Source organism: Aureisphaera sp., assembly GCF_059726885.1.
The window spans coordinates 3,626,847-3,650,316 of record NZ_AP041051.1 but is presented as its reverse complement, the minus strand read 5'-3'; the positions used below and the strand labels follow the sequence as shown (position 1 = coordinate 3,650,316).

Annotated in this window: 21 protein-coding genes; 17 read left to right on the top strand and 4 right to left on the bottom strand. The window is 38.5% G+C overall.

Features of this window, described 5'->3' with window-relative positions; genetic code table 11:
- Positions 1–2 precede the first annotated feature (2 nt).
- From pgi to AC6JAD_RS16350, 12 genes are all read left to right on the top strand, one after another.
- On the top strand, positions 3–1,565 hold the full coding sequence (gene pgi, locus AC6JAD_RS16405; protein ID WP_461303870.1) for a glucose-6-phosphate isomerase: 1,563 nt from the start codon (positions 3–5) through the stop codon (positions 1,563–1,565).
- 111 nt (positions 1,566–1,676) lie between these two features.
- A complete protein-coding gene (locus tag AC6JAD_RS16400; protein ID WP_461303871.1) occupies positions 1,677–2,048 on the top strand; it encodes a hypothetical protein in 372 nt (123 codons plus the stop codon).
- Entirely contained in the window at positions 2,045–2,692 is a 648-nt protein-coding gene (locus tag AC6JAD_RS16395) for a hypothetical protein (RefSeq protein ID WP_461303872.1), read from the top strand. The genes AC6JAD_RS16400 and AC6JAD_RS16395 overlap by 4 nt, the downstream gene beginning before the upstream one ends.
- 26 nt (positions 2,693–2,718) lie before the next feature.
- Complete coding sequence (locus tag AC6JAD_RS16390; protein ID WP_461303873.1) at positions 2,719–3,528, top strand: sensor histidine kinase; 810 nt, start codon at positions 2,719–2,721, stop codon at positions 3,526–3,528.
- Positions 3,529–3,573: 45 nt separating this feature from the next.
- A complete protein-coding gene (locus AC6JAD_RS16385) occupies positions 3,574–4,245 on the top strand; it encodes a response regulator transcription factor (RefSeq protein ID WP_461303874.1) in 672 nt (223 codons plus the stop codon).
- Positions 4,246–4,403: 158 nt separating this feature from the next.
- Positions 4,404–5,141 carry a hypothetical protein gene (locus tag AC6JAD_RS16380; protein ID WP_461303875.1) on the top strand — a complete coding sequence of 246 codons (738 nt, stop codon included), beginning with the start codon at positions 4,404–4,406 and terminating at the stop codon, positions 5,139–5,141.
- Positions 5,138–7,903, top strand: a complete 2,766-nt coding sequence (locus AC6JAD_RS16375) for a TonB-dependent receptor domain-containing protein (RefSeq protein WP_461303876.1) — start codon at positions 5,138–5,140, stop codon at positions 7,901–7,903. The genes AC6JAD_RS16380 and AC6JAD_RS16375 overlap by 4 nt, the downstream gene beginning before the upstream one ends.
- A 1-nt stretch (position 7,904) precedes the next feature.
- Positions 7,905–9,158, top strand: coding sequence for a DUF4249 domain-containing protein (locus tag AC6JAD_RS16370; protein ID WP_461303877.1), 1,254 nt, complete (start codon positions 7,905–7,907; stop codon positions 9,156–9,158).
- 5 nt (positions 9,159–9,163) lie between these two features.
- Entirely contained in the window at positions 9,164–10,378 is a 1,215-nt protein-coding gene (locus AC6JAD_RS16365) for a DUF4249 domain-containing protein (RefSeq protein ID WP_461303878.1), read from the top strand.
- Positions 10,375–11,592, top strand: coding sequence for a DUF4249 domain-containing protein (locus AC6JAD_RS16360; RefSeq protein WP_461303879.1), 1,218 nt, complete (start codon positions 10,375–10,377; stop codon positions 11,590–11,592). The genes AC6JAD_RS16365 and AC6JAD_RS16360 overlap by 4 nt, the downstream gene beginning before the upstream one ends.
- Positions 11,593–11,600: 8 nt before the next feature.
- Positions 11,601–13,352: a hypothetical protein gene (locus AC6JAD_RS16355; RefSeq protein ID WP_497865750.1), complete on the top strand. Its 1,752-nt coding sequence runs from the start codon at positions 11,601–11,603 to the stop codon at positions 13,350–13,352.
- Positions 13,353–13,443: 91 nt separating this feature from the next.
- A complete protein-coding gene (locus AC6JAD_RS16350) occupies positions 13,444–14,985 on the top strand; it encodes a YifB family Mg chelatase-like AAA ATPase (protein ID WP_461303881.1) in 1,542 nt (513 codons plus the stop codon).
- A gap of 89 nt (positions 14,986–15,074) precedes the next feature.
- Here AC6JAD_RS16350 and AC6JAD_RS16345 read toward each other — a convergent pair whose 3' ends face one another.
- Positions 15,075–15,575, bottom strand: coding sequence for a hypothetical protein (locus AC6JAD_RS16345; protein WP_461303882.1), 501 nt, complete (start codon positions 15,573–15,575; stop codon positions 15,075–15,077).
- 294 nt (positions 15,576–15,869) lie between these two features.
- Entirely contained in the window at positions 15,870–16,760 is an 891-nt protein-coding gene (locus tag AC6JAD_RS16340) for a winged helix-turn-helix domain-containing protein (protein ID WP_461303883.1), read from the bottom strand.
- A gap of 235 nt (positions 16,761–16,995) precedes the next feature.
- Here AC6JAD_RS16340 and AC6JAD_RS16335 point away from each other — a divergent pair, with 235 nt between their 5' ends.
- Positions 16,996–18,126 carry an alpha/beta hydrolase-fold protein gene (locus tag AC6JAD_RS16335; protein ID WP_461303884.1) on the top strand — a complete coding sequence of 377 codons (1,131 nt, stop codon included), beginning with the start codon at positions 16,996–16,998 and terminating at the stop codon, positions 18,124–18,126.
- Positions 18,127–18,226: 100 nt separating this feature from the next.
- A complete protein-coding gene (locus AC6JAD_RS16330; RefSeq protein WP_461303885.1) occupies positions 18,227–18,622 on the top strand; it encodes a glyoxalase superfamily protein in 396 nt (131 codons plus the stop codon).
- Between the two features lie 88 nt (positions 18,623–18,710).
- Here AC6JAD_RS16330 and AC6JAD_RS16325 read toward each other — a convergent pair whose 3' ends face one another.
- Positions 18,711–19,568 (bottom strand): TrmB family transcriptional regulator, encoded by an 858-nt coding sequence (locus AC6JAD_RS16325; protein ID WP_461303886.1) that lies wholly within the window; start codon positions 19,566–19,568, stop codon positions 18,711–18,713.
- 77 nt (positions 19,569–19,645) lie between these two features.
- On the opposite strand from AC6JAD_RS16325, the gene AC6JAD_RS16320 reads away from it, so the two are divergent.
- From AC6JAD_RS16320 to AC6JAD_RS16310, 3 genes are all read left to right on the top strand, one after another.
- Entirely contained in the window at positions 19,646–19,822 is a 177-nt protein-coding gene (locus AC6JAD_RS16320; protein WP_461303887.1) for a hypothetical protein, read from the top strand.
- 166 nt (positions 19,823–19,988) lie between these two features.
- Positions 19,989–21,017, top strand: a complete 1,029-nt coding sequence (locus AC6JAD_RS16315; RefSeq protein WP_461303888.1) for a leucine-rich repeat domain-containing protein — start codon at positions 19,989–19,991, stop codon at positions 21,015–21,017.
- Between the two features lie 111 nt (positions 21,018–21,128).
- Positions 21,129–21,419 carry a hypothetical protein gene (locus tag AC6JAD_RS16310; protein WP_461303889.1) on the top strand — a complete coding sequence of 97 codons (291 nt, stop codon included), beginning with the start codon at positions 21,129–21,131 and terminating at the stop codon, positions 21,417–21,419.
- Positions 21,420–21,444: 25 nt separating this feature from the next.
- On the opposite strand, the gene AC6JAD_RS16305 is transcribed toward AC6JAD_RS16310, so the two are convergent.
- Positions 21,445–23,388: a serine hydrolase domain-containing protein gene (locus AC6JAD_RS16305; RefSeq protein ID WP_461303890.1), complete on the bottom strand. Its 1,944-nt coding sequence runs from the start codon at positions 23,386–23,388 to the stop codon at positions 21,445–21,447.
- Positions 23,389–23,470 lie beyond the last annotated feature (82 nt).

Here is a 23,470-nt window from a genome sequence, read left to right as displayed (position 1 = left end):
TAATGAGTTTCCCTAAAATCAATCCCACAGAAACAAAGGCATGGGAACAATTATCTGCGCACTTTTCCGAAGTTGAAAATGACAAAATGCAGGATTATTTTAGCAATGATCCTTCTCGTGCAGAGCGCTTTTCTGTTCAATGGAATGATTTTTACGTAGACTACTCCAAAAATAGAATTACGGAAACTACAAAGGCACTTTTGCTCGAGCTGGCCAATGATGTTAAACTAAAAGAGGCTATAGACGCTCAATGCAAAGGTGAACACATTAATGAAACCGAAAATAGAGCTGTAGGGCATACTGATCTTAGGGACTTCAGCAATATGAAACCCGAAGTACGTGCAACACTAGATAAGATAAAAGGGTTTACGGAGTCAGTTATTAATGGACAATGGAAAGGATATACAGGAAAACCTATTGAAACCATTGTTAATATTGGTATTGGAGGAAGTGATTTGGGTCCAGATATGATCTGTGAGGCGCTGCAATTCTATCATAATGCCCTACAAGTGCGATTCGTTTCGAACGTAGATGGGGATCATACCATGGAATCATTGAAGGGATTGAACCCTGAGACGACCTTGTTCATTATTGTTTCCAAAACCTTTACCACCCAAGAAACCCTTACCAATGCTAACACGATACGGGATTGGTTTCTGAAATCGGCAACCCTAGAAGATGTGGCAAAGCATTTCGTTGCCGTTTCTACCAATTTGCAGGCCGTTTCCGATTTTGGAATTTCCTCCGAAAATATATTCCCAATGTGGGATTGGGTAGGAGGTCGTTTTTCACTTTGGAGTGCTGTGGGACTTTCCATTGCCTGTTCGGTAGGGTATGACAATTTTGAAAACCTCTTAAAAGGAGCCCACGAAATGGATGTGCATTTTCAAAATGCATCTTTTGAAGAAAATATTCCGGTATTGTTGGGGTTACTCTCGATTTGGTACAATAATTTCTACGGTGCCGAAAGTGAATGCATAGTGCCATATTCCCAATATTTGAATAAGCTTGTTGCCTACCTTCAACAAGGGATTATGGAGAGTAATGGAAAGAGTGTAGATCGTAATGGCAATCCGATCGATTACCAAACAGGAACCATAGTTTGGGGAAGTACAGGAACCAATGCACAGCATGCTTTTTTTCAATTGATTCATCAAGGAACTAAAACGATCCCAACCGACTTTATTGGGTTTGCAACGTCCTTACACGGGAATGAAGATCATCAAAACAAATTAATGGCCAATATGGTGGCCCAGACAGAAGCCTTATTGCAAGGGACCTACGGCGCCCAAGTAGAAAATTCCTTTAAAGTTTTTACAGGAAACAAACCAACCAATACAATTTTAATTAAAAAGTTGACACCGAAGACTTTGGGAAGCCTTGTTGCCATGTATGAGCACAAATTGTTCGTGCAGGGTGTCATTTGGAATATTTTTAGTTATGATCAGTGGGGAGTGGAATTAGGAAAGAAATTGGCAAAGGGAACCCTGCAAGCCATTGAGAACGAGGATATTTCTCACATGAAGAATAGCTCAACACAAAACCTCGTGAAGCGCCTATTCTAGTACACTTTATCGATAAGTTTTTAAAACCCTCGTCAAGTTACGAGGGTTTTACTATTTTTAGTTTATGTTTTCCCCACAAAGCATAGAACTAGTAACCAATAAACTTTAAATATGAGTGCAACAGACAAGAAAATTACATTAGCCGAAGCCATTTCATGGACAACTGCATGGAGAGGTTCGCCTTCTACATCAGCTAAGGCATTCCTTATTCCTATCCAGGATCTTCAGGGTGTCTTAAATGAAATTAGTGGACAGGGAGGAAATCCTTGTGCGCGGGCGTATTTGGCTATGGACGGGGGAGTCGAAAAGTTAATTTTCGTGGGGACCTCCCAGGATACCCAAAAGGATGGGTCTGTTATTTATAGAGACCTTCTACCTTCTGTTGGAGGGGCTGAGGGAGCCGAAGCTGCAGGTTCTAATTCCATATGGGATTTCACAGAACCTTGCCCATCTGCATGCGACCCAAATAGTCCATTGAATTGAGTTCATTAGAATTTTTTAGGCTAATAGGGGATGTCATTATCTATGCCGCCCCTATTATTGCCCTTATTTACTTTATAAGCTTTATTAGAAATAATAGGGCTTATAAAATTTTCACTATTTATTTATTCCTCATTGCGATGATTCAATGGGGGTCTTACTATGTGGGGCGGGGAGGTTTAAATGCAAATAATTTGTATTACTCCCACTATTACTTCATCTCGCAGTTTATATTATTGTCCTTTTTCTATTTCGAACTGTTAAAGAGCCTATTAATTAAAATTGTTTTGGTTGGTGTTCTTCTATTCGTATCCTATCAATTCATTGATGACCCAACCATATACTTAAGGTACAACCCTCTTGGTATGGCCATTACACACGCTATTTTGGTAGTGTATGCGATGATCTATCTGTACAAATCCCTCCAAGGCAAAAAAGAATTTATCATCGTAAATATGGGATTGTTGATCTACTTAATTTCAAGTACCTTAATATTTGCTTCAGGAAATTTAGTTTTGGATTTAGATTTTTCAATCGAAACAAAGCGTATTCTAATCAATGTAAATAGATTCTTGGCATTGCTATTTCAGATTTTAGTACTAATTGAATGGTTTAAGAACTATAGACCAAATTCGAGGACTAAGTAGCGTTTCAAAATTCCTATATTCGCTTTGTGGAAGAAGTGTTGAACTCCGAAAACCAGATTACGAACATCATATTAATAGCGATTGGACTTTTATTGCTTATGTCCATAGCCATTGTTTTGTTCTTCTACTTTTCCCGAAAAAAGATCATCAAGGCCGAATTGGAAAAGGCACGATTGGAGATAGACCATCAAAAAGAATTGCTGCAAGCTACGATTATTACACAGGAAGAAGAACGGAGCAGGATAGCGCAGGACCTTCACGATGCCATTAGTTCGAAACTGAATGTGGTGTCCTTAAATGCCAATTTTTTAACGGAAGCTGAAGTAACGAAGGAGGAGGCCAATAAATTTGGTCAAAGTATACTTACCATTACTTCAACGGTGTTGGAGAATTCGAGGAGGATAGCGCATGATCTTTTACCTCCTACGTTGAGCAAATTTGGGCTGGAAGCAGCTTTAGAAGAATTATGTGACGAGGTATCCGAATCTGGGAAATTTCAAGTGAATTATCAGGCAGACTATCCCATGGAAATCCTTCCCGAGGAGGATGAACTCCATTTATTTAGGGTAGTTCAGGAATTGTTCAATAATTCCATTAAGTACAGTGAAGCCTCTCACATTGACCTATCCCTTACTAAATTGGATTCAGGGGTACAATTGGGCTACAAGGATAATGGCAAGGGTTTCGATATGAGTGAAGCCTTGAAAGCAAAAGGACTGGGGATGAGTGGCATACAAAATAGGGCAGATATACTTAAGGCTACCCTTGTTATGAAGTCTGCTCCAAATGAAGGAATACAGGTGAAAATTGAAAAACCCTTGACAAGTAACAGTTAGTATCTGTTCAATTTTATAACTTTACGAAAACCAAACGACCCCGGAGTGAAAATAAATCTAGTATTAGCGGACGACGAAGAACTTTTTCGTGTGGGCATGGCTCATATCCTTTCCAAGGATGAGGACATTAGTATTATCCACCAGGCCTGCAATGGAAAAGAACTACTGGATTATCTGGCGGGAGCCGAACTACTTCCCGATATTATCATTATGGATATAAAAATGCCAGAACTTAATGGAGTGGAAGCTACCAAGACAATTCATAAGGCATATCCTGAAATTAGTATCATTGCTCTAACCACTTACAATACGAAACCTTTTATCCGCAATATGATCCAAGTGGGCGCAAGTGCCTATCTGGTAAAAAATTCTGCCCCAAGCAAAGTCTTGCATACCATAAAGCAAGTGTATTATAATGGGTTTTATTACGATACAGATGTAATGAAAGCCATAAAGGGAATCACCAATTTGGCCAATAAGAATGATGCCAAGACAATTTTTGATGATGAACTCATAACACCTAGGGAGAAAGATGTGTTAGAACTTATCTGTCATCAAAATACGTCTCAGGAGATTGCAGAGAAACTTTTCATTAGTAAAAGAACGGTCGAGGTACACCGTAAAAACCTTCTGGACAAAGCCAATGTAAAAAATATTGCAGGATTGGTCATTTTTGCTATTCAGAATGATTTGGTGCTGTTATCCGATATGGAATAATCCTTTTTTTCTTATTAATTGCCACAGTCTTAATTTATAAAATGTGGGCACTCTGTGTAAATAATTTCCCTCTTAGGGCAGTTTTTCATCTTTTTTGAAATAAATTTAAGATCAGAAAGGTATTCCTTCGGATTGCCGATCAACCAAAAAAACTGCCAATGAAAATTCCCTCCATTGTATTCGTATGCATTTTTTGTACCTCATTTGCCCTAGCACAGAACAGTACACCAGACAATAGTTATTATTCATGGTATGATGGTATAGTGGGCATAGAGAACACTCCTCTCTTTAACGGTGTAGAATATATCGAAGGGTATAAAACGACCCGTGACAATCATAAGTTCTTTATTAATCAATCCTTCTATGAAGGAACTGTGGAATACGACGGACAGGATTATTACGGCATCAGTCTTAAATATGATATATATGAAGACGAACTTATTGCCAATCTAGAAAGCGAAGCCCAGAAGTCCTTATTGCAGCTTATAAAGAGCAAAGTGACCCTGTTTAGTTTTGGAGGACATACCTTTATTAATGTTACGGATGCCAATGCCAAGGCAAAGGGAATTGAAGGGTATCACGAACGCTTGGGCAGTAATTCATTAGGTACATTCTACAAAAAACATAGGAAGCGGAGGGTTAAAAAAGAGGACAAGCGAATTTTGTATTTCGAGTTTTTTGATACCAAGAGCGATTACGTTGTTGAAATGGACGGAACCTATCATTGGGTCAATAATAAAAGTGATTTCTACGAGCTATTCCCCAATATTAAAAAGGAACTAAAATCATTCCTTAATTCCAATGACGCTTTAAGGCGTTCCGACAAGGAACAGCAGTTAAAGGCATTATTCAATAAAGCAAGTCAAATGTCGAACAGTAAAAACCCAACCCCATGATAAAGAAGTTGTTCTTATTGGCTTGTATGCTTCTATCTGGGATTATTTCGGGGCAAGAGGTAAATAACATCACTATTTCCTTTCAGAATGAAACGCTCGAAGAAGCTTTGCTTAAACTGGAAAGGGAAACAGGCATTCAGTTTTATTTCGAAAGAAGTTGGTTGAAAGACAAGATTGTCTCCAGTAACTTTTCGGAAGATTCCATGGAGGATGTGCTAAGCGGTCTTTTCGAGGAAACTACCATTAATTATTACTTATTGGATGGGGACAAGGTAGTGCTCACCCAAAATAACTTTGTGTACGATCAATTGCCACAGGGCTTTTTTGGAAGGGAAACGGATTCCGGAAATCAAACCACTACTGAGCCTGCTCCAAGGAATGTCTCACCCATATTCAATACAATTCCGAGTACTTCTAGTGCGGTTCCCATAGAAACTGTACGGATTGGAAAGGAAACAAAGGGCAATAATGCCAGTAGTTTTACCCTTTCGGGTGTGGTGACGGACGAGGCAGGTAAACCATTGCCTAATGTCACCTTTGTTGTCAAGAACTCTGGATTCGGTACAACCACCAATGCCAGTGGGGCGTATCGCATTACATTGCAACCTGGCGTAAATAGGGTAGAAATAAGATCACTGGGTTTTCAGAACCTTCAGAAGCGCATCATTATTTACAACAACGGTGAATTGAACATAGCCATGCAAGAAGGACTGGAACAATTGGAAACAGTTGTTTTGGAAGGGAGTGCCAAACAGAACGTGGCCGAAGTTTCCACCGGTGTGACCGAAATAGACGTAAAAGAAATAAAGAACATCCCTTTGGTCTTGGGAGAACGGGATATTCTGAAAGTAGCGACTACCTTGCCTGGTATTACAACAGCCGGGGAAGGAAGTTCCGGATTTAATGTGCGTGGTGGTAAGGAAGATCAGAATCTTATCTTATTGGACGATGGAGTAGTGTACAATCCTACCCATTTTTTTGGAATATTCTCAGGAATTAATCCCTTTACCACGGAAGATGCTAAAATTTATAAAGGAAACATACCAGCCGAATATGGAGGACGCCTCTCTTCGGTTGTAGATATCATTACCAAAGACGCCAATGTGGAAAAGCTATCTGCAGAAGGTTCAATTGGGCCAGTTACAGGTAGTCTAGCGGTGGAAGTTCCTGTAGAAAAGGGTAAAGGGGCATTTCTAGTAGGAGGAAGAACAACGTATTCTAATTGGATATTACGTTCATTAGATGATGAAGCCCTTAAGAATAGTGAGGCTAACTTCTATGATGTCATTGCCAAGTACAACCACAAGATTGGTGAAAAAGACGATATAAGGTTCACGGGATATTATAGCAAGGACGCCTTTAGTATTACTTCAGATTCACTTTTTAATTATTCTAACAGAATGGTCTCCCTTCGTTGGAATCATGAATTTAACGAGAATACGAGGGGAAGTATAGGCGTATCGAACAGCAACTATAGATTTGGGATCGAATTTGATGGCGAATCAAATACGGATTTCGACTTGGGATACGACATTACCGAAACTAAGGTTAAGTTAAAAATGGAATCGAATTTAGGAGATAATCATACGCTTAACTATGGTGTGTCATCTAAGCTCTACAGTGTGAACCCAGGAGAAATAGACCCTATAAATGGATCGAGTGTCATACCCATTACCATACCCAAAGAACGAGGTTGGGAATCTGCATTATTTATATCAGATGATTGGAACCTTACCGAAGAATGGCAGTTAAGTGCAGGTGTCCGGTATTCCTTCTATTCAGCTTTGGGACCGTCAGACCAGAATGTCTATGCCGATGGACTACCACGAAATGAAGATACTTTTATTGAGAGTAGGGAATTTGCCAATAACGAATCCATTGAGACGTATGGTGGTCCCGAATTTCGGATATCCTCACGGTATTTTATTACACCGGACTTATCCGTAAAGGCAAGTTTTAACAATACCTATCAATACATTCATACCCTTACCAATAATACAACGGTATCGCCCACGGATACTTGGAAACTTTCAGATTTAAATATTAAACCCCAAGAGGCCAATCAATACGCCCTCGGTTTTTATAAGAACCTAGAAGGAAATGCCTTCGAAATAAGTTTGGAAGGCTATTACAAAACCTTGGATAATGTATTGGATTTCAAGACAGGTGCAGAATTACTATTGAATGAAACCATAGAAACGGAAGTGCTGCAAGGTGAAGGTAGGGCATATGGTGTGGAATTCTTGCTTAGAAAAAGAAAAGGAAGCCTTAATGGTTGGTTGTCCTATACCTACTCGCGTTCTGAGCAGAAATTTGATAGTCGTTTTTCTGAAGAGACTATCAATAATGGAGATTATTTTCCAAGTAATTTTGATAAGCCTCATGATATCAGCTTAGTGGCAAATTACAAGTTAACGAAGCGATTTAGTTTGTCGGCCAATTTTGTGTACCAAACGGGAAGGCCGGTTACCGTGCCAGTGGGTAATTTCTTTATCAATAATTCGGAGTTCGTACTTTACAGTGAAAGAAATAAGTTTAGGATTCCGGATTACTATCGTTTCGATATAAGCTTTAATGTAGAAGGAAATCATAAGAACAAGAAGTTGGCACATAGCTTTTGGAATATATCCATCTATAATGTTTTGGGAAGGAACAACCCTTATTCAGTCTTTTTCGTGACAGAAGAAGGCCAGGTAAAAGCATTACAGAGCTCGATTTTTTCAATACCCGTTCCCACCATCACCTATAACTTCAAATTCTGATATGTATTCGGGCAAAACATATTATATACTGGGTGTCGTCTTGATTATGGCGACGGCTTCTTCGTGTTTTGAAGAGATATCTTTTAATGGCCAGACGGCGGACAGTGCATTGGTAGTGGAAACCATTATTTCTGATGAAATCAAGCATCAGGAGGTACTATTGAGTAGAAGTCATGGTTTCAGCGACACCATTACTAGCTCAGTTCCAGAAAGGAATGCAACCGTATATATTGAAACCGATACTGAAACCATTCCTTTTGAAGAGGTAGCGGCGGGAACCTATCTTTCCGTAGCCCCTTTTGCCGCACAGCCCAATACAAATTATACATTGAATATTGCTACGCAGAATGGAGAACAGTATATGTCCGAGCCCAGACGACTAACACCACCTAGTGTATTTCAGGATCTATATGCCGAACGGGAAACGAATGAAAGTGGGGCACCAGTACTTTCTATATTTGTAGATAGCGATGACCCCACAGGAAACGTAAACCATTACCGTTATCAATTCGAAGAAACGTATAAAATTGTGGCACCCAAATACAATGATTTAGAGCTGGTCATTGCCAATCCCATATTTGCCTTTTGCGATGTGGAATTCATCCCCAAGAAAGTGGATAAAGAGATTTGCTACAATACGGTAAGGAATAAGGAAATATTACAAGTGAGTACGGACGATGTAAGCACGAATACCGTAAGTAGATTTAAGGTGCGACAAATCGCGAGCGATGATTATATTATAGGTCAAAGGTATAGCATCGAAGTAAAACAATACACCCAGTCCAGCGATGCCTTCTTTTATTTCGATAGGCTATTGGAGTTTCAGGAAACCCCGAACACCTTTTCGCAGGTGCAACCGGGTTATTTGGCAGGAAATATAGAAGCGGCCAACACGGAACTTCCCGTAATTGGTTTTTTTGATGTATCCTCTGTGTCTACCAGAAGAATCTATGTGAATTATGTAGACTACTTTCCCGATGTTGAGATTCCTTCCCAAGTACGATTTTGCGATCTATTTGCCCCTTTGCATTATGACAAATATTCGTTTCCATTTGAAGAAGATTGTGGAGAACTAATCCTTAGGGTACTACCGCGTGAAAAGTATTTGTTTTTTCAAATAAACCTGGATCAACAATTTTATGATAAACCGCCATTTTTTTTCCCATTAGACGGTCCTTATGATTTGGTCCCGAAGGAATGTGGCGATTGCACATTGTTTGGAACCACCGAAGTCCCTGATTTTTGGATAGATTAAACCATATGAAAAAGAAAATTGTGTACAGAATTATTGGAATTTTCGCTTTTGCTGCTCTATTAAGTGCATGTGTAGAAGAGGTAGCTTTCGAAACAGAGGATTTGGAAAGTGCCTTGGTTATTGAAGCTATTATCACTGATGAGGATAAGCAGCATGAAATACTGTTGAGCAGAACCTACGCCTTCGATGCTAATGGGCCAATACCGGAAATTGGAGCAACAGTTAGTGTAGAAAGTAGTAACGGAACCATTATATTCAATGAAGAAGAGAATGGACGTTATGTATCAGGATCTAGCTTTAGTGCAGTACCCAATGTAGATTATCAATTAAAAATAAGGACGAGTGATGGAAGGGAATATAGTTCCAGCAACACCCAACTTACCAAGCAAACAGATATTGGTAATCTATATGCAGAACGGGTTATAGACGATATTGGGGATGATGGAATCTCCATATTTGTTGATAGTTTCGACCCGGATGGGGAATCCCAGTTCTACAGATTCACCTATGATGAGACATTTAAGGTCATTGCCCCTTTATGGCGTTTGGAAGATCTTGTGGTCATAGATCCTACTTGGCCAGAGTGTTCGGTCGAATTGGTGAACAAAACTGAAGAAAAAAGAGTCTGTTTTCGCACTGAGGCTTCTACGGAAATCGTTCTGGGCAATACAACAAGCCTTAATGAAGATAGATTAGAGCGTTTTCTCGTTCGAAGAATTTCAAGAAGGGATTATCGCATTACACATCGCTATAGTGTGAACGTAAAACAGTTTGTACAGTCTAGGGAAGCTAATACCTATTACACCACCTTGCAGGAGTTTTCAGGGGAAGGAAGCATTTTTTCACAGAATCAACCCGGTTTTTTTGAAGGAAACATTTTATCCGAAACCAATGCCGAAGAAAAGGTGATAGGCTTTTTTGAAGTGTCCCATGTAGCTGAAAAACGTGTTTTTTTCAACTTTAGGGACCTTATTCCAGATGGCCCACTACCACCTTATATCTCGGGCTGTACGGAATTTGCACCACCAAGGGATCTTGGACACCCCACAGATCAATGTGGTTCCCTTATTACAGCCTTATTGAATGAAGAGGTCGTATATACAAGGGATAACCCCAATGGCGGTACCCCAGAAGAGGGTGAGTACTTTGTGGTCGATGCCGTTTGTGGAGATTGCACTGTAGTGGGAACTAATGTAATTCCAGAATTTTGGGAAGAATGAAAAAACTAACTTTCAACATACCCTATGCTTTTTCAATAATGGCAATAATCATGCTCTTGTTGCAAGGTTGTGTTGAAGAAATCGATTTTAATACAGCGACTTTGGAGAGCGCACTGGTCGTAGAGGCCACACTTACTAATGAACTGAAACAGCAGCAAATTCGACTGAGTCGCACCTATGAATTTGAGGAAGAGGGACCTACTGCAGAAAGTGGTGCGATCGTCTCCTTGGATACAAGCAATGGAGCCATAGTTTTTGAAGAGTCTTCAATTCCGGGTCTATACACATCTACCTCAGAATTCGCTGCACAGGCCAATATAGATTATCAATTAAGAATTGCTACAAGCGATGGCAAAAGCTACACAAGTACCCCTACCCAAATGGTAGCGGAGATTCCGATTGACAATTTGTATGCAGAAAGGGTAACGACCGATTTTGGTGATGATGGTGTATCCATTTTTGTGGATAGTTTTGACCCTACGGGTTCTGCAGACTATTTTAGGTACGAATACGAAGAAACCTATAAAATCATTGCTCCGCTTTGGAATAGTACCTCAATGATTGAAGTAACGGATCCACCCTGTGGTGTCATGCTGGGGATACGAAAACAGGAGGAGCGAATATGTTATAATACAGTTGCTTCCACCGATGTAAATTTGGTAAGCACCAGCGGGCTCTCAGAAAGTAGGGTACAACGTCATCTCGTCCGATTTCTGGATGAAGACAATTACATTATTTCACACCGATATAGCATTCTTGTGAGACAATATGTCCAGTCCCTAGAGGCGTACACCTATTTTAGACTATTGGATGAGCTATCGGGTAGTGAGAGTCTGTTTTCCCAAAACCAACCAGGCTTTTTTGAAGGGAATATAAGGTCGGAAACGAAGGCTGAAGAAAAAGTGGTCGGCTTTTTTGAAGTATCGAGCGTGTCCGAAAGACGTTTGTATTTTAACTACGTCGATTTTTACCCTGGCGAACCCTTACCACCGTATCCTTCGGGATGTACGGAGTTTGCGCCTGAACCTGCAACCTTGGTTCCTGGCGTTTGTGGCCCATTGGTAATAGGAATTCGAAGAAATGAATTAAGATATATTCGATTAAACGACATGCCCAATGAGGCATTTCCAGGACCCTTTTTCGTTGTGGCGAGGGCTTGTGGGGATTGTACCGCATTGGGAACAAATAGTGTCCCAGATTTTTGGGTCGATTAAAACGTAGTATGATGAGAAAATTTGTTTTTACCCTTAGTGTATGTATTGGTAGTATTTTCGGGGTCTTTGGCCAAACCGTCACAGCTACGCAGGAGGTCTTGGAGGGATATCGAAATATTCCGCAAGAAGAGATATATGTGCATTATAATACAAATCTACTATTTGCTGGAGAGTATTTGTACTACAAAGTGTATTGTAAAAATAGTACCACCCAAAAGTTGAGTACGTTAAGCAAAGTCTCCTATGTTGAATTGGTTGCTTCTGATGGAAGATCCGTTTTTAAACATAAGGTTCGTTTGCATAATGGCAAAGGACAAGGGGATTTCTTTTTACCCGTAGGTACTCCATCTGGCAGTTACAAGCTGATTGCCTATACCCAATGGATGCGCAATTCCGGCGAGAAGGTGTTTTTTAATGGTGATGTTGCGATTATAAACCCATATCAAAATGCCCAGGAAAGCATTTTATTATCCGAAACAAATGAAGGCGAACCCCAGCGTATCATTACCAATAATACACAGGAGAACCTGATCGCAAATAATTCTGGCATTCGCACCAACAAGACCCTATTTGCTCCCAGGGAAAGAGTGGTTGTTACCTTAAACAATCAAAGTATGGATCTTACGGGCGGAACCTATTCTATTTCAGTAAAAAAGAGGGATTTCAATGTGCCTTTTGCAAAAGTTAACAGTCAGAATTATAAAAAACGACCCTCAAAACAAGTAACACCTAGATTGGGAGAGACCCTTTATTTACCTGAATTAAGGGGAGAAGTAGTTTGGGGAAATGTGGTTGACAAAACCAATAAAGGCCCAATCGCAAATGCCAAAGTGGCCTTATCGATCCCGGGTCAGGATTTCGTAACCAAAATTGCGAACACCAACGAAAAAGGGGTGTTCTATTTTATTCTTCAGGAAGAATTTAATGATGAAAAAGCAACGTTTCAGGTGCTTGGTGATACTGCTTCAGATTACAGCATTGAAGTGAAGGAACACACTTCCATTAATTACGATGGTCTTGAATTTCAACCTTTTTATATTGATGCTAATTTGGAAGAGTCTATCGTAAAACGGAGCGTTTATAATCAAATAGAAAATGGGTATTACGAATTGAAACCAGACACGGTAAAACTGCCAGTAGCAAGTAAACCGTTCTATGGTAAACGCGGAACATCATATGACTTAGATGATTACAAGCGATTTAGTACAGTAAAGGAAACATTTCTAGAGTTTATTGATGATGCATGGACCAAGAATGTGAATGGTGAGACCGTATTTTCGGTACGTTCCTACGAAAACACTTTGGTTTCCGATTTCCCACCGCTGATTATTATTGATGGAATTGTTCTTCAGGACCAGCAACAATTGGTAGATTACCCATCACGGAAAATAAAGACCATTGGCATTGTACGTGATAAATACTATTTGGGAGCCGATGTTTTTCAAGGCGTAATAATCGTTGAGACCATTGAGGGCGATTTTTATGATACCCTAAGAGGGGATTATGTAGCCAAAATCAATTTGTTTACACCTCAGTCTAAAAAATCTTATTTCGCCCAACAATATGGGAAGGATGGCAATGATCGCATTCCCGATTTTAGAAGTCAGTTATTATGGGAACCCAATGCTGAGGTGACTTCCGAAGGGGATCAATGGCATTTTTACACCTCGGACAATACGGGAACCTATGAGATCTCTTTCGAAGGATTTACAGAAAATGGGTTACCCGTCTCCCTTAAGAAAACAATTGAAGTAAAGTAAGCTAGGCTAAAAAGGAATTCGCAAGAGGGGAAGATTAAAACATAATCGTTAACTTCGCTACACTCCCTCTTACATAATTAATTCTTTTAATATGCTTACAAAAGTGTATGGGAGTGCTGTGTTTGGTGTAGAAGCCCAAACCATAACTGTTGAAGTTAATACCGATATAGGAATCGGTTACCATTTGGTCGGATTGCCCGACAATGCCATTAAGGAAAGCAATTACCGCATTGCTGCAGCACTACAAAACAATAGCTTTAAAATTCCAGGGAAGAAGATCACGTTGAACATGGCACCTGCCGATCTGCGCAAGGAAGGCTCCGCATACGATCTTACCTTGGCCATGGGGATATTGGTTTCGACCGGACAGATAGCTGAAGTTCATCCTTTACAAGAATTTATCATTATGGGAGAATTGTCCTTGGATGGTTCGCTACAACCCATTAAAGGCGCCTTGCCTATTGCAATTAATGCCAAAGAAGAAGGGTTTAAGGGATTTATCCTTCCCGAACAAAACGCAAAGGAAGCGGCCATCGTAGATGGATTGGACGTATATGGAGTTACTTCGATTAAAGAAGTCATCTCGTTTTTTGATGAAGGCATAAATCTGGAGCCCGTTAAAATGGATATGAAAGCCGAGTTTTATGAACATCTGGAACACCCAGAGTTCGATTTTGCCGATGTAAAAGGACAAGAGGGAATTAAACGCTGTATGGAAATCGCAGCAGCTGGGGGGCATAATATTATTCTTATTGGCCCACCGGGTTCGGGAAAGACGATGTTAGCGAAACGGCTTCCTTCCATACTCCCACCACTTTCCCTGACCGAGGCATTGGAAACCACGAAAATTCATAGTGTGGCAGGACGAACCCTTGAAAAAGGAGGGGTGATGACCTCACGTCCCTTTCGCAGTCCACATCACACCATTTCGGATGTAGCTTTGGTTGGAGGTGGACAGTATCCACAACCTGGAGAGATTTCGTTGGCACACAATGGAGTTTTGTTTTTGGATGAATTACCGGAGTTTAAGAGAAGTGTGCTAGAGGTAATGCGACAACCCTTAGAGGATCGGGATGTTACTATTTCCAGAGCTCGGTTTACGGTCACCTATCCCGCCAGTTTTATGTTGGTGGCCAGTATGAACCCCAGTCCTGGGGGTTATTTCAACGATCCCAATGCTCCAGTGACCTCTTCGCCGGCCGAAATGCAGCGGTATTTGAGTAAGATTTCCGGCCCCTTGTTGGATCGCATCGATATTCATATTGAAGTGACACCCGTTCCTTTTGAAAAATTAAGCGATGATAGAAAAGGGGAGTCTAGTGTCTTGATACGCGAACGGGTAACGCAGGCAAGGATGCTTCAGACAGAGCGGTTCCAGAAAATGGAGCACATTCATTATAACGCACAAATGGGCGTTCGACAAATTAGAAAATTCTGCAAACTGGATACCGCCTCATTGAATTTGCTTAAAAATGCCATGGAACGATTGAATCTTTCGGCACGCGCCTACGATCGAATTCTTAAAGTAGCCAGAACCATAGCCGATTTGGAGGATTCCATTGAAATAAAAGGAGGACATATTTCAGAGGCCATACAATATAGGAGCCTCGATAGGGATGGATGGTTGGGTTGAGGACGCCTTTCCAAATTTCGGAACCAGTGCAGGGTCAATCGTAATTTTATCCCTAAAATGGAGAGAATATAAAGACTTTTGATGTAAGCTTAATCTGGAATGCATAGAAGGGGTCCAATCCCCAAACCCTCATTAAGATGGGTGGGGTCCATATCGTTTAATTTTATGGTTACTTCAATTATATCCTCAGGATTAATACTATCATCAGGAATACCCTTACGATCATTATGTAGTGGTTGGCCCTGAGCTTCTAGCTTTGTAAACTGAACAATTAACAACAATGCCTCATCCTTAACGACTTTATAGGGTTCCCTATTTAATTCCCCAAACATTAAACTGCCATTATAGTAGAAATCGATATGTTCTTTTTCGTTTATTTTTTTCAGGTATTGCTTTGAGTAATTCCTTTTAACAAATTTCTTGCACTTCTTTTTACTTTTACTATTATGTGCCTCCAACCACGAATTCAAAATCCGATGGGTGGTTTTTACGGAGGTATGATCATCTACTGTGCTTAGTCTATCCGTTTGCAAGCCGGTAAAATAAAAGAGACTGATTGATAGTAGTATTAAGCTTGATATTTGTGCCATAGTATTTATGAAGTAAGAATTATATAAATACAATACAGTTTACTTCACTTGGTTGCATTTTGTCGTATCAACAAACATTTCTTCATGTTTTCCTGACCTCAGGCACTTCACAAGAAGAAAAATGTGCTAACCTATATAGGAATGAACCCTAAATTATAGAACGCAGCCCTTATAATTTATTTCGAAGGCAAGTTCGACTTCGTTTTTCTGAAAGTTCTGAAGTAATTAAGAAGGAAACTTGTAAAGAATAAAAATACACTTGGTAAAAGCAGGCCGTTTCTACCTTAAAAAAAATCACCAACTAAAACTCTCGACTAAATCATTGTGGAAGAGTACTTTTATGGTATCTTTTTTATTGAGAAATATATGATGAATCCTGTCATCGCCACGACGTATTTCTCTATGATCCACATGAATAGTGGCAGAGTCCAGATCTTTTGGAACTGATTTTGTCGTATGCTCTAGCTCATTCTTTGCAAATTTGATATAGGTAGTATTTACATTTTCAAGGGAAACAACATTTATTGAGTAAAACGGGTCGTCCGTTTTTGAGGCATTATATATAAGTCGATTGCTGCTGGGGGACCAATTAATCACAAAGGTTTCTGGCATTAGGTCATTAGCAATTTCCTTAATTTCTTTTTCTTCTATATCCTCTAGCAATAACATATACGTATTATCCGTCTTTTTGTAATACGCAATGAGTTTTCCATTGGGAGCTAATGAAGATGCGACTTTTTCTTCTTGGGTCTCAATGGTATTAAAAATGAATATCCCCATCAATGTGACCACAAGTAAGAAACAAACTCCCACTAGGGTTTTTTTATGGCGGGGCCTTCTTTCTATCCCTTTTCTTGAATATTCTTCTTTGTAGACAGGGAAGGTTATTCTATATCCTTTTTTGGGGACGGTTTCAATAAAATTTTTATCGGATCCTCGATTGAGAATTTTTCTTAGCTCATAAATGGCTTTATTTAATGAGTTTTCCGTTACGATTGAATCGGGCCATACTTTCTGATAAAACTCGTTTTTGGTAACTACAGCACCATTGGCTTCAAGAAGCAGCAATAATACCTTCATTACTTTATCCTGAGTCCTAAATTCTAAATCATCCTTCTTTAGCAATAGGGAATCAGGGTAAATAACCCACGGGCCTATTTTGAATATAAAGTTTCGATCGGACATAAATCTAATCAGATGTAGTTAAGATAAAATTCAGAAAAAAGTAACACCTAAAATTAAGGCTTTATTTAATTAAGTATTAATTACGCCTTCAAATATAATCTATTAACCACCTAAACCAATTTGCACTCAGGCCAATTGTTTGTAGAAAAGATCAATCCGGATAAAGATGTATGTGTCAACGGATATGAAGATGGGCACTTAAAGAATGTTTGAATAGAATATAAAAATGAAAAAGATGAAAATTTTAGTTACGGCATTAATGCTACTGTGTTACGGTGCAGGTTATGCTCAGTTTTATCCATTAAGAAAAATAGATGAAAGAAAGATATACTCGAATATTCTTGATGAAAATAGGCCCATATTAATTTCCAAACCCAATGGATATGATCAATCTAAAGAGAAATATTTTGTTGTCTATGTTTTGGATGGCAACCTAAATATGTATTTCACTACCGGTATTGCGGAGTTATTATATCAAGCTGGGTATCCCCGGTTATTGATTGTTGGAATTCCCAGTACGTATAGAACTAGGGATTTGACACCTTCAAAGACGGAAGAAGCTCCTACCGGTGGAGGAGCGGATAATTTTATGAAATTTATTGAAAATGAATTAATGCCCTATGTCAATAATAATTATAGAACCCATGAATATTCTGTACTTATTGGACATTCATACGGCGGTCTATTTGCAGCGCATGTACTTGAAAAAAACCAAGACTTATTCGACGCATATATCGCAATTACCCCAACGGTTGTTCATGATGATTTTCTAATTAGTAAGAGGTTGAATAGCAAGTTTAACACTATTAATGAACTAGCAAAAACCTTCTTTTTTTCCGTTGGTCACGAACCGGGAGCAGAGGGTGATGCCGTAATCGAATTAAATGAGATATTCAAAAAAAGCGCCCCAGCCAACCTTAACTGGAAATACAAATATTACCCTGGGGAAAACCACTCTACCACACCGGTTATAGCCACTATTGATGGTCTAAGGTTTGTTTTTAAGGATCTAGTGCCTGACGAAAAACTGGTAGAGGAAATAGGTTTTACCAAAACATTGGAGTACTATGAGAACTTAGAAAAAAGGTACGCTAAGAAAATAAACATACCACAACGGGTATTAATGAATTATGGCTATCCACTGCTGGATTCAGAAAACACAGAAGAGGCTTTTAAAGTATTTAATTACTATAAAGAAGCATATCCAAAAAACCCTGTGGGTTATGATGGTTTGGCAATTCTGTACGAAAAGCAAAGGAACCTTAAGATGGCTATTGAAAACTTAAGGATAATCATGAAGATAGCCCCCGGTTATGAAGATGCAGAATCACGATTAGCGAAATTGGAAGGACAGTTGAAGGAGTAAACGACTGATTTATAGAGAAAAAATCCCGGTATAACAACCCATTAATTTTTGCAACCATAACGGCTTTTTTGAATTATACACAAAAGCCACTTATTACGATATGAACAAAACAGATAATGAATCGATACTATTAACTACTTGCCCTGTAATACCAGTCGATAATATGAATAAAGCAATACGATTTTATTGTGATAAATTGGGTTTTGAAAACACCTATGATTCAAATGAATATGAAGAAGGGCCCATAAATTATCTGGTTTTGTGCAGAAAAAATGTGTGCCTTCATTTTCAATTATTTGATAGCATCGAGGATATTACCATGCCCTTTTTAAAGTTTCCCGTAAGAAACATAGAGGCTCTTTATGCAGAATTTAGGGAGAAAGAAGCTATTGACGAAAGTAGGAAAATACAAAATACTGCTTGGAATACTAAGGAGTTTGCCATGTATGACCCATTTATGACGGGCCTTACTTTTTATGAGAGTCTTAAAAAATGATGTCCATATAGACGACAAAGGAATTAGCGCTTCCCATTTTATGGGGATAAACTAATTTGTGTTTGTTAACTAAGGTTTCGGCAATGAATTAATCTACAATTTTGTGATTCTCGTTTTTCATTAACAAATGAAAACCAGAAGCGTCACTTTGTATGAAGTCCTCTTGATTTTTTATAATCCCTTCAATTTCGGCCAACTTATTATTTGTGTTTTTGGTGTTGATAATCCTAGTGGTTGTATTGTAGTTCATAAGCAATGAATGCAGCGTATAACATAAGTATGGGTTGGTACTCCATGAGGCATGGTGAAGTTCACTCAAATCATTATTGAACAAGGAGATTAAGGAATCCTTCCCGTCAACAACAATATTCAATTGTTGACTTTTCCATTTCTCCATGATCGAAGGACCTATTGATGAAACCACAATATTCGCTCCCTTTAGTTCAACGTCATTGGAATAAGAGATTAAATGCACCGTAACACCACGTTTAATAGCATTTTGAATATTGGTTTCAATTTCCCGATAGGGTATAGGGAACGTATCCAAGATTAGTATACTATTGCAGTGATCTATCATTTTCTTTACTTTTTCAAATACAAGATCAACAGATTTAATCACATACGTTCCATCATCCGATTTTGGTTTTTTAACTTTTGAAAGGGACTTCGAAACATTTTTCGCGTTCACATTAAATTTAAATTGTAGCGCATTTAAAAATTCCTGAACATCAATTGCTTTACATAGTCTTTTGCTCCCATTTTGAATTACAATGGCTCCCTTTTCACTTAAAGAATCCACAGCTTTGTATATGTTGGCGGTAGGCTTGTTCAACATTTTACCAATTTTGTAAGCTGTAATTGGCTCGTTTCCTAGCAAGAGCAAATAGACTTCAGCCTCCATCTTATTCAAACCAATTTCTTGTAATTCCCTTATGATTGCTTCCATAATATTCATTAAGAATATAGTAGTATAAAAAAGTACTACTAATTTTATATATTTACAATATAGACAAAATTAAATATATGAAAAACCGTAGGCTAATTGCAGTTCCATTGGTATTTATGATAATACTGGGAAGCTTTGTTGTTTCCCGATTTGAAATAAGTGAAATGGGTAAAGTTGATAATTTATTGTTGATTGCCTTTGGAGTATTCTTAGGCATTTTTTTAACGGCTATAGGGGCTACCTATAAAAGGTAGCCTAAAAAGAACTATCAATTTCACTTTGGTTGTTCTTCAGTTTATCTATGCATTTTGCAACCATAATTTCAATTCAGCATTACAACATATACGCTAGTGGTAATGCGGAGCTTAATTTGGCATCAAGTGTTAACTAACCCTCATTGCATATAAACAACTAATTAATATGAAAAAGGTTACCCTTATAGTATGTTTTATGTCAATTTGTGCTTTCGGTCAAGAAAAGTTACTATCTCCTTCCGAATTAAAGGAAAGTAAAACCTTCACTTCTCTCGAAGACGCCTTTTCTTCTCAGGAAAAAGTACATATACTGGATCTTTCCAATCAGAAATTCGATCAATTTCCTTCCGGCATTCTGGACTTGGAATCGCTTCAAGTTCTCATTCTTTCCAATACTCAAATACCCAACCTACCAGATGAGATAGATCAACTAAAGCATCTTCAGACATTAAATTTAGATCATCTCGAATCTCCCAACTATGGATTAATGAAGTTACCTAGTAGTTTTGAAAATCTACAATATTTACGTGAAGTCAATTTAAACGGGAATCCAAATTTGAATTGGAAAAGAACTTTTAAACTGTTTTCTAGACTGGATAGTTTAAAAATACTGGCCCTCATGAATAATCAATTATTAAAACTTCCAAAAAGCATCTCTAATCTAAAATTGTTGGAGCAAATTTGGTTGGGAAAAAATCCGGATCTAGAAATTAACCCTACGTTGAAGCAATTAGATGTGCTGAAAAACCTAAAACATTTGGGATTGGGCGGAAACAATTTAAAAGCGATACATTTCAAAAAATCGACCCTTAAGCAACTTCAAAACCTTTGGCTCTCGGGTAATGTTCTTAACAGCTTAACTGGCATACAACATCTGGAAAATTTAAAAAGCATAAGTTTAAATAATAATCAGCTGACTGCAATTCCAAACTCATTATTCAATTGTGAAAAATTAGAATCCATATCATTAAATAACAACCCAAATCTCGACCTGAGCAAGACAATCGACTCCATGTCGGACATGCCCAACCTTAAAATAATTGGCTTTAACAATAATAACCTTGCCGTTCTACCCGCGAATCTTAACAAATTAAAATCGTTACGCTATTTAGTGATCAAGGGCAATAAAATTTCAGAAGCAGAAATTAACGAATTACGAATCAATTTACCATCCGTAACAGTCATAAGCCAATAGGTGGTGCTTTCCCGCAAGAGTGAAGTTAAGACAGTAGAAGTGAGTAAATTTGCGAGACTTTTAGTAACATTTTCATATATTATAACACCAATAATTAAAGAAAAAAATTAAATGCCAGTAGACGGGACATATGGAAGATTAGCAGCTCACAACAGGCGTTTGAGTGATCTAAAATATAAAAAGAGTGAAAGAAAAAAGAATATTAATTCTGCGATTCTGTATGCTCGTAATTCCAAGGAATCTTTTGATGAGTTTGACCGGGATACTGTAGAAAAAGTGAGATCCGAAATTAAGTTGAAAGCATTAATTAGAAAACGCAAAGAAAGAAATTTGTGGATTGTACTTTCGATTGTTGGATTTGCCCTAACAGTGTTTTTTACATACTTTATAATAAACCTTTAAACGGCATACGATTAAATTTCCCCAATTAGTACTGATATCCAACTACATTCCAATACAGCATAAAAATAAGAAGCCAGCAAATACCCATAGCCGTAATTGAAAAGAATATTCTTTTACTTGTACTCCAAAGTTTTTCTTTCCAAACATAAGGAACTAAGCCCACCACAATTAACCCTAGAATGAAGGCACCCAATAAAATAGTACACACTGTATTTAGCACAGGTATTTGATTGTAATGATGCTTACCTGGAGAAAGTAAGGCCATTATAAGACCAACAACCGGAGCGATGAAAAAAAGCAATGAAGTAATGATGGCAAGGCTGTAGACCCTACGACTTTTTAACGAAGATTTTGTTCTGTCCACACCTTTTATTTTAAGCTTTCTAATCATGAATCTAAATAAAGATACCAGCAAGAACATGAGCAATATGACTATGGAGCATACCGTAGCGACCAAATGATACTTTCCACGCTCATACCATGGGATTTTACGCAAGGTGACGGGGTCTCTTAAAATTGTACTAATGTGCATATTCGAAATACCTCCATCTTCATTTTCATCGAACGCGACAAATCCACCATTTTGTGTTCTATAAAACAAAGGATCATGTGCGATTAAATTGGTTGCATTGCCTCCGCCTGGATTACCTAGCATTAATTGCCCTTGATCATTTCTATATACTGGCAAATCGGAAACAATCGCCATTAGTTTTTCTATTCTATGGGACGGCATGCTATTTAAGCGGTAATAACCTATTATTTCATTATTCCCCAATGATGTATTGTTGCTATGGGATTCTATGTTTTTACTTGTGTTAGGATACAAAATGTCCATGAGCGCTTCGACCAAAAGATACCTTAGCCGACCATTCTGCCCGTCGCCCGAAAGTGAAACGTAAATTCCGACCTCATCATTAGGAACAATCGCTAAGAGCGATAGGTGATCCCTGGCTCCCGTATGAAAAAGTATCTTTTTATTATTGATCACTGTTTCAAAAAAACCTAAGGCAACCCCGGGCATTCGTCTATCCCCGGAGTAGTGATTTGAATGCATCAGGTGTAATGTTCCATCGGATAATATGGTAGAGCCCGATCCCTTAAAATTTGACATCATAAATTTTCGCATATCTGAAGTTGAACTAACCATAGAACCTACTGAATAAATGAGCTTCGATTTTGGAAATCTTTGGTATGCCATGTTGTTTTTCAGTGAATCTGGAGGGGGCTGTATAAATGTACTCCTTGTCATTCCAAGGGGATTGAAAAGGTTCTCCGTGACATATTCGTTAAATGGCTGGCCTGATATCACTTCCACAAGATATCCCGCTAGGGCTATTCCCTGATTTGAGTAATTTATTTCGGTTCCTGGTTCTATAACACAGGTTGGTGGGTGCTTTCCAAAGTATTCTTCGAGAGGCACATCTTTTGAATGTATGGGCGCATCGATACCCAAGGTATACGAATCGAAACCACTAGTATGGGTAATTAAATGTTTAACCTTAACAGGGGTAGTGTACTTATTGTTTATGAGTACGTTTTGCAAATGGGTTTGGACATCATCTTCCAGATTTAGTTTGCCCTCATCAATTAACTTTAATAGGGCAGTCGTGATGATTAATTTTGATACCGATGCAGTATAGAATATCGTTTTTACGGGATCCACTTTTTGTTTCCTATGCCCCGGATCCAAAAAGCCATATCCCTTTTCTAATAGTATTTCATTACGCTTTACTACGGAAACTCCGGCGCCAATATTTGGATTTTTTTCGATAAAAGTATTTACAATAGAGTCAAACACAGATTCAATACGTAGTTTTATATGATTTGACGATTGCAAGGCAACAGTTGTAGTGTCCCTTGCTTCTTTTTGTAAGCCAAGCACATCTTGCGAAAAAGAGAGGCATACAAATGCAATAAGTAAGCGGTAGGGTAATTTATGCCCCATAAAATTTGATAGATATACTTTCATGAATTATTGACTTTACCGTAAAATGCAAATCCGATTAAATGGTTGCAAAAGGATAGATTAGTACGTTCGTACATGAATGGCT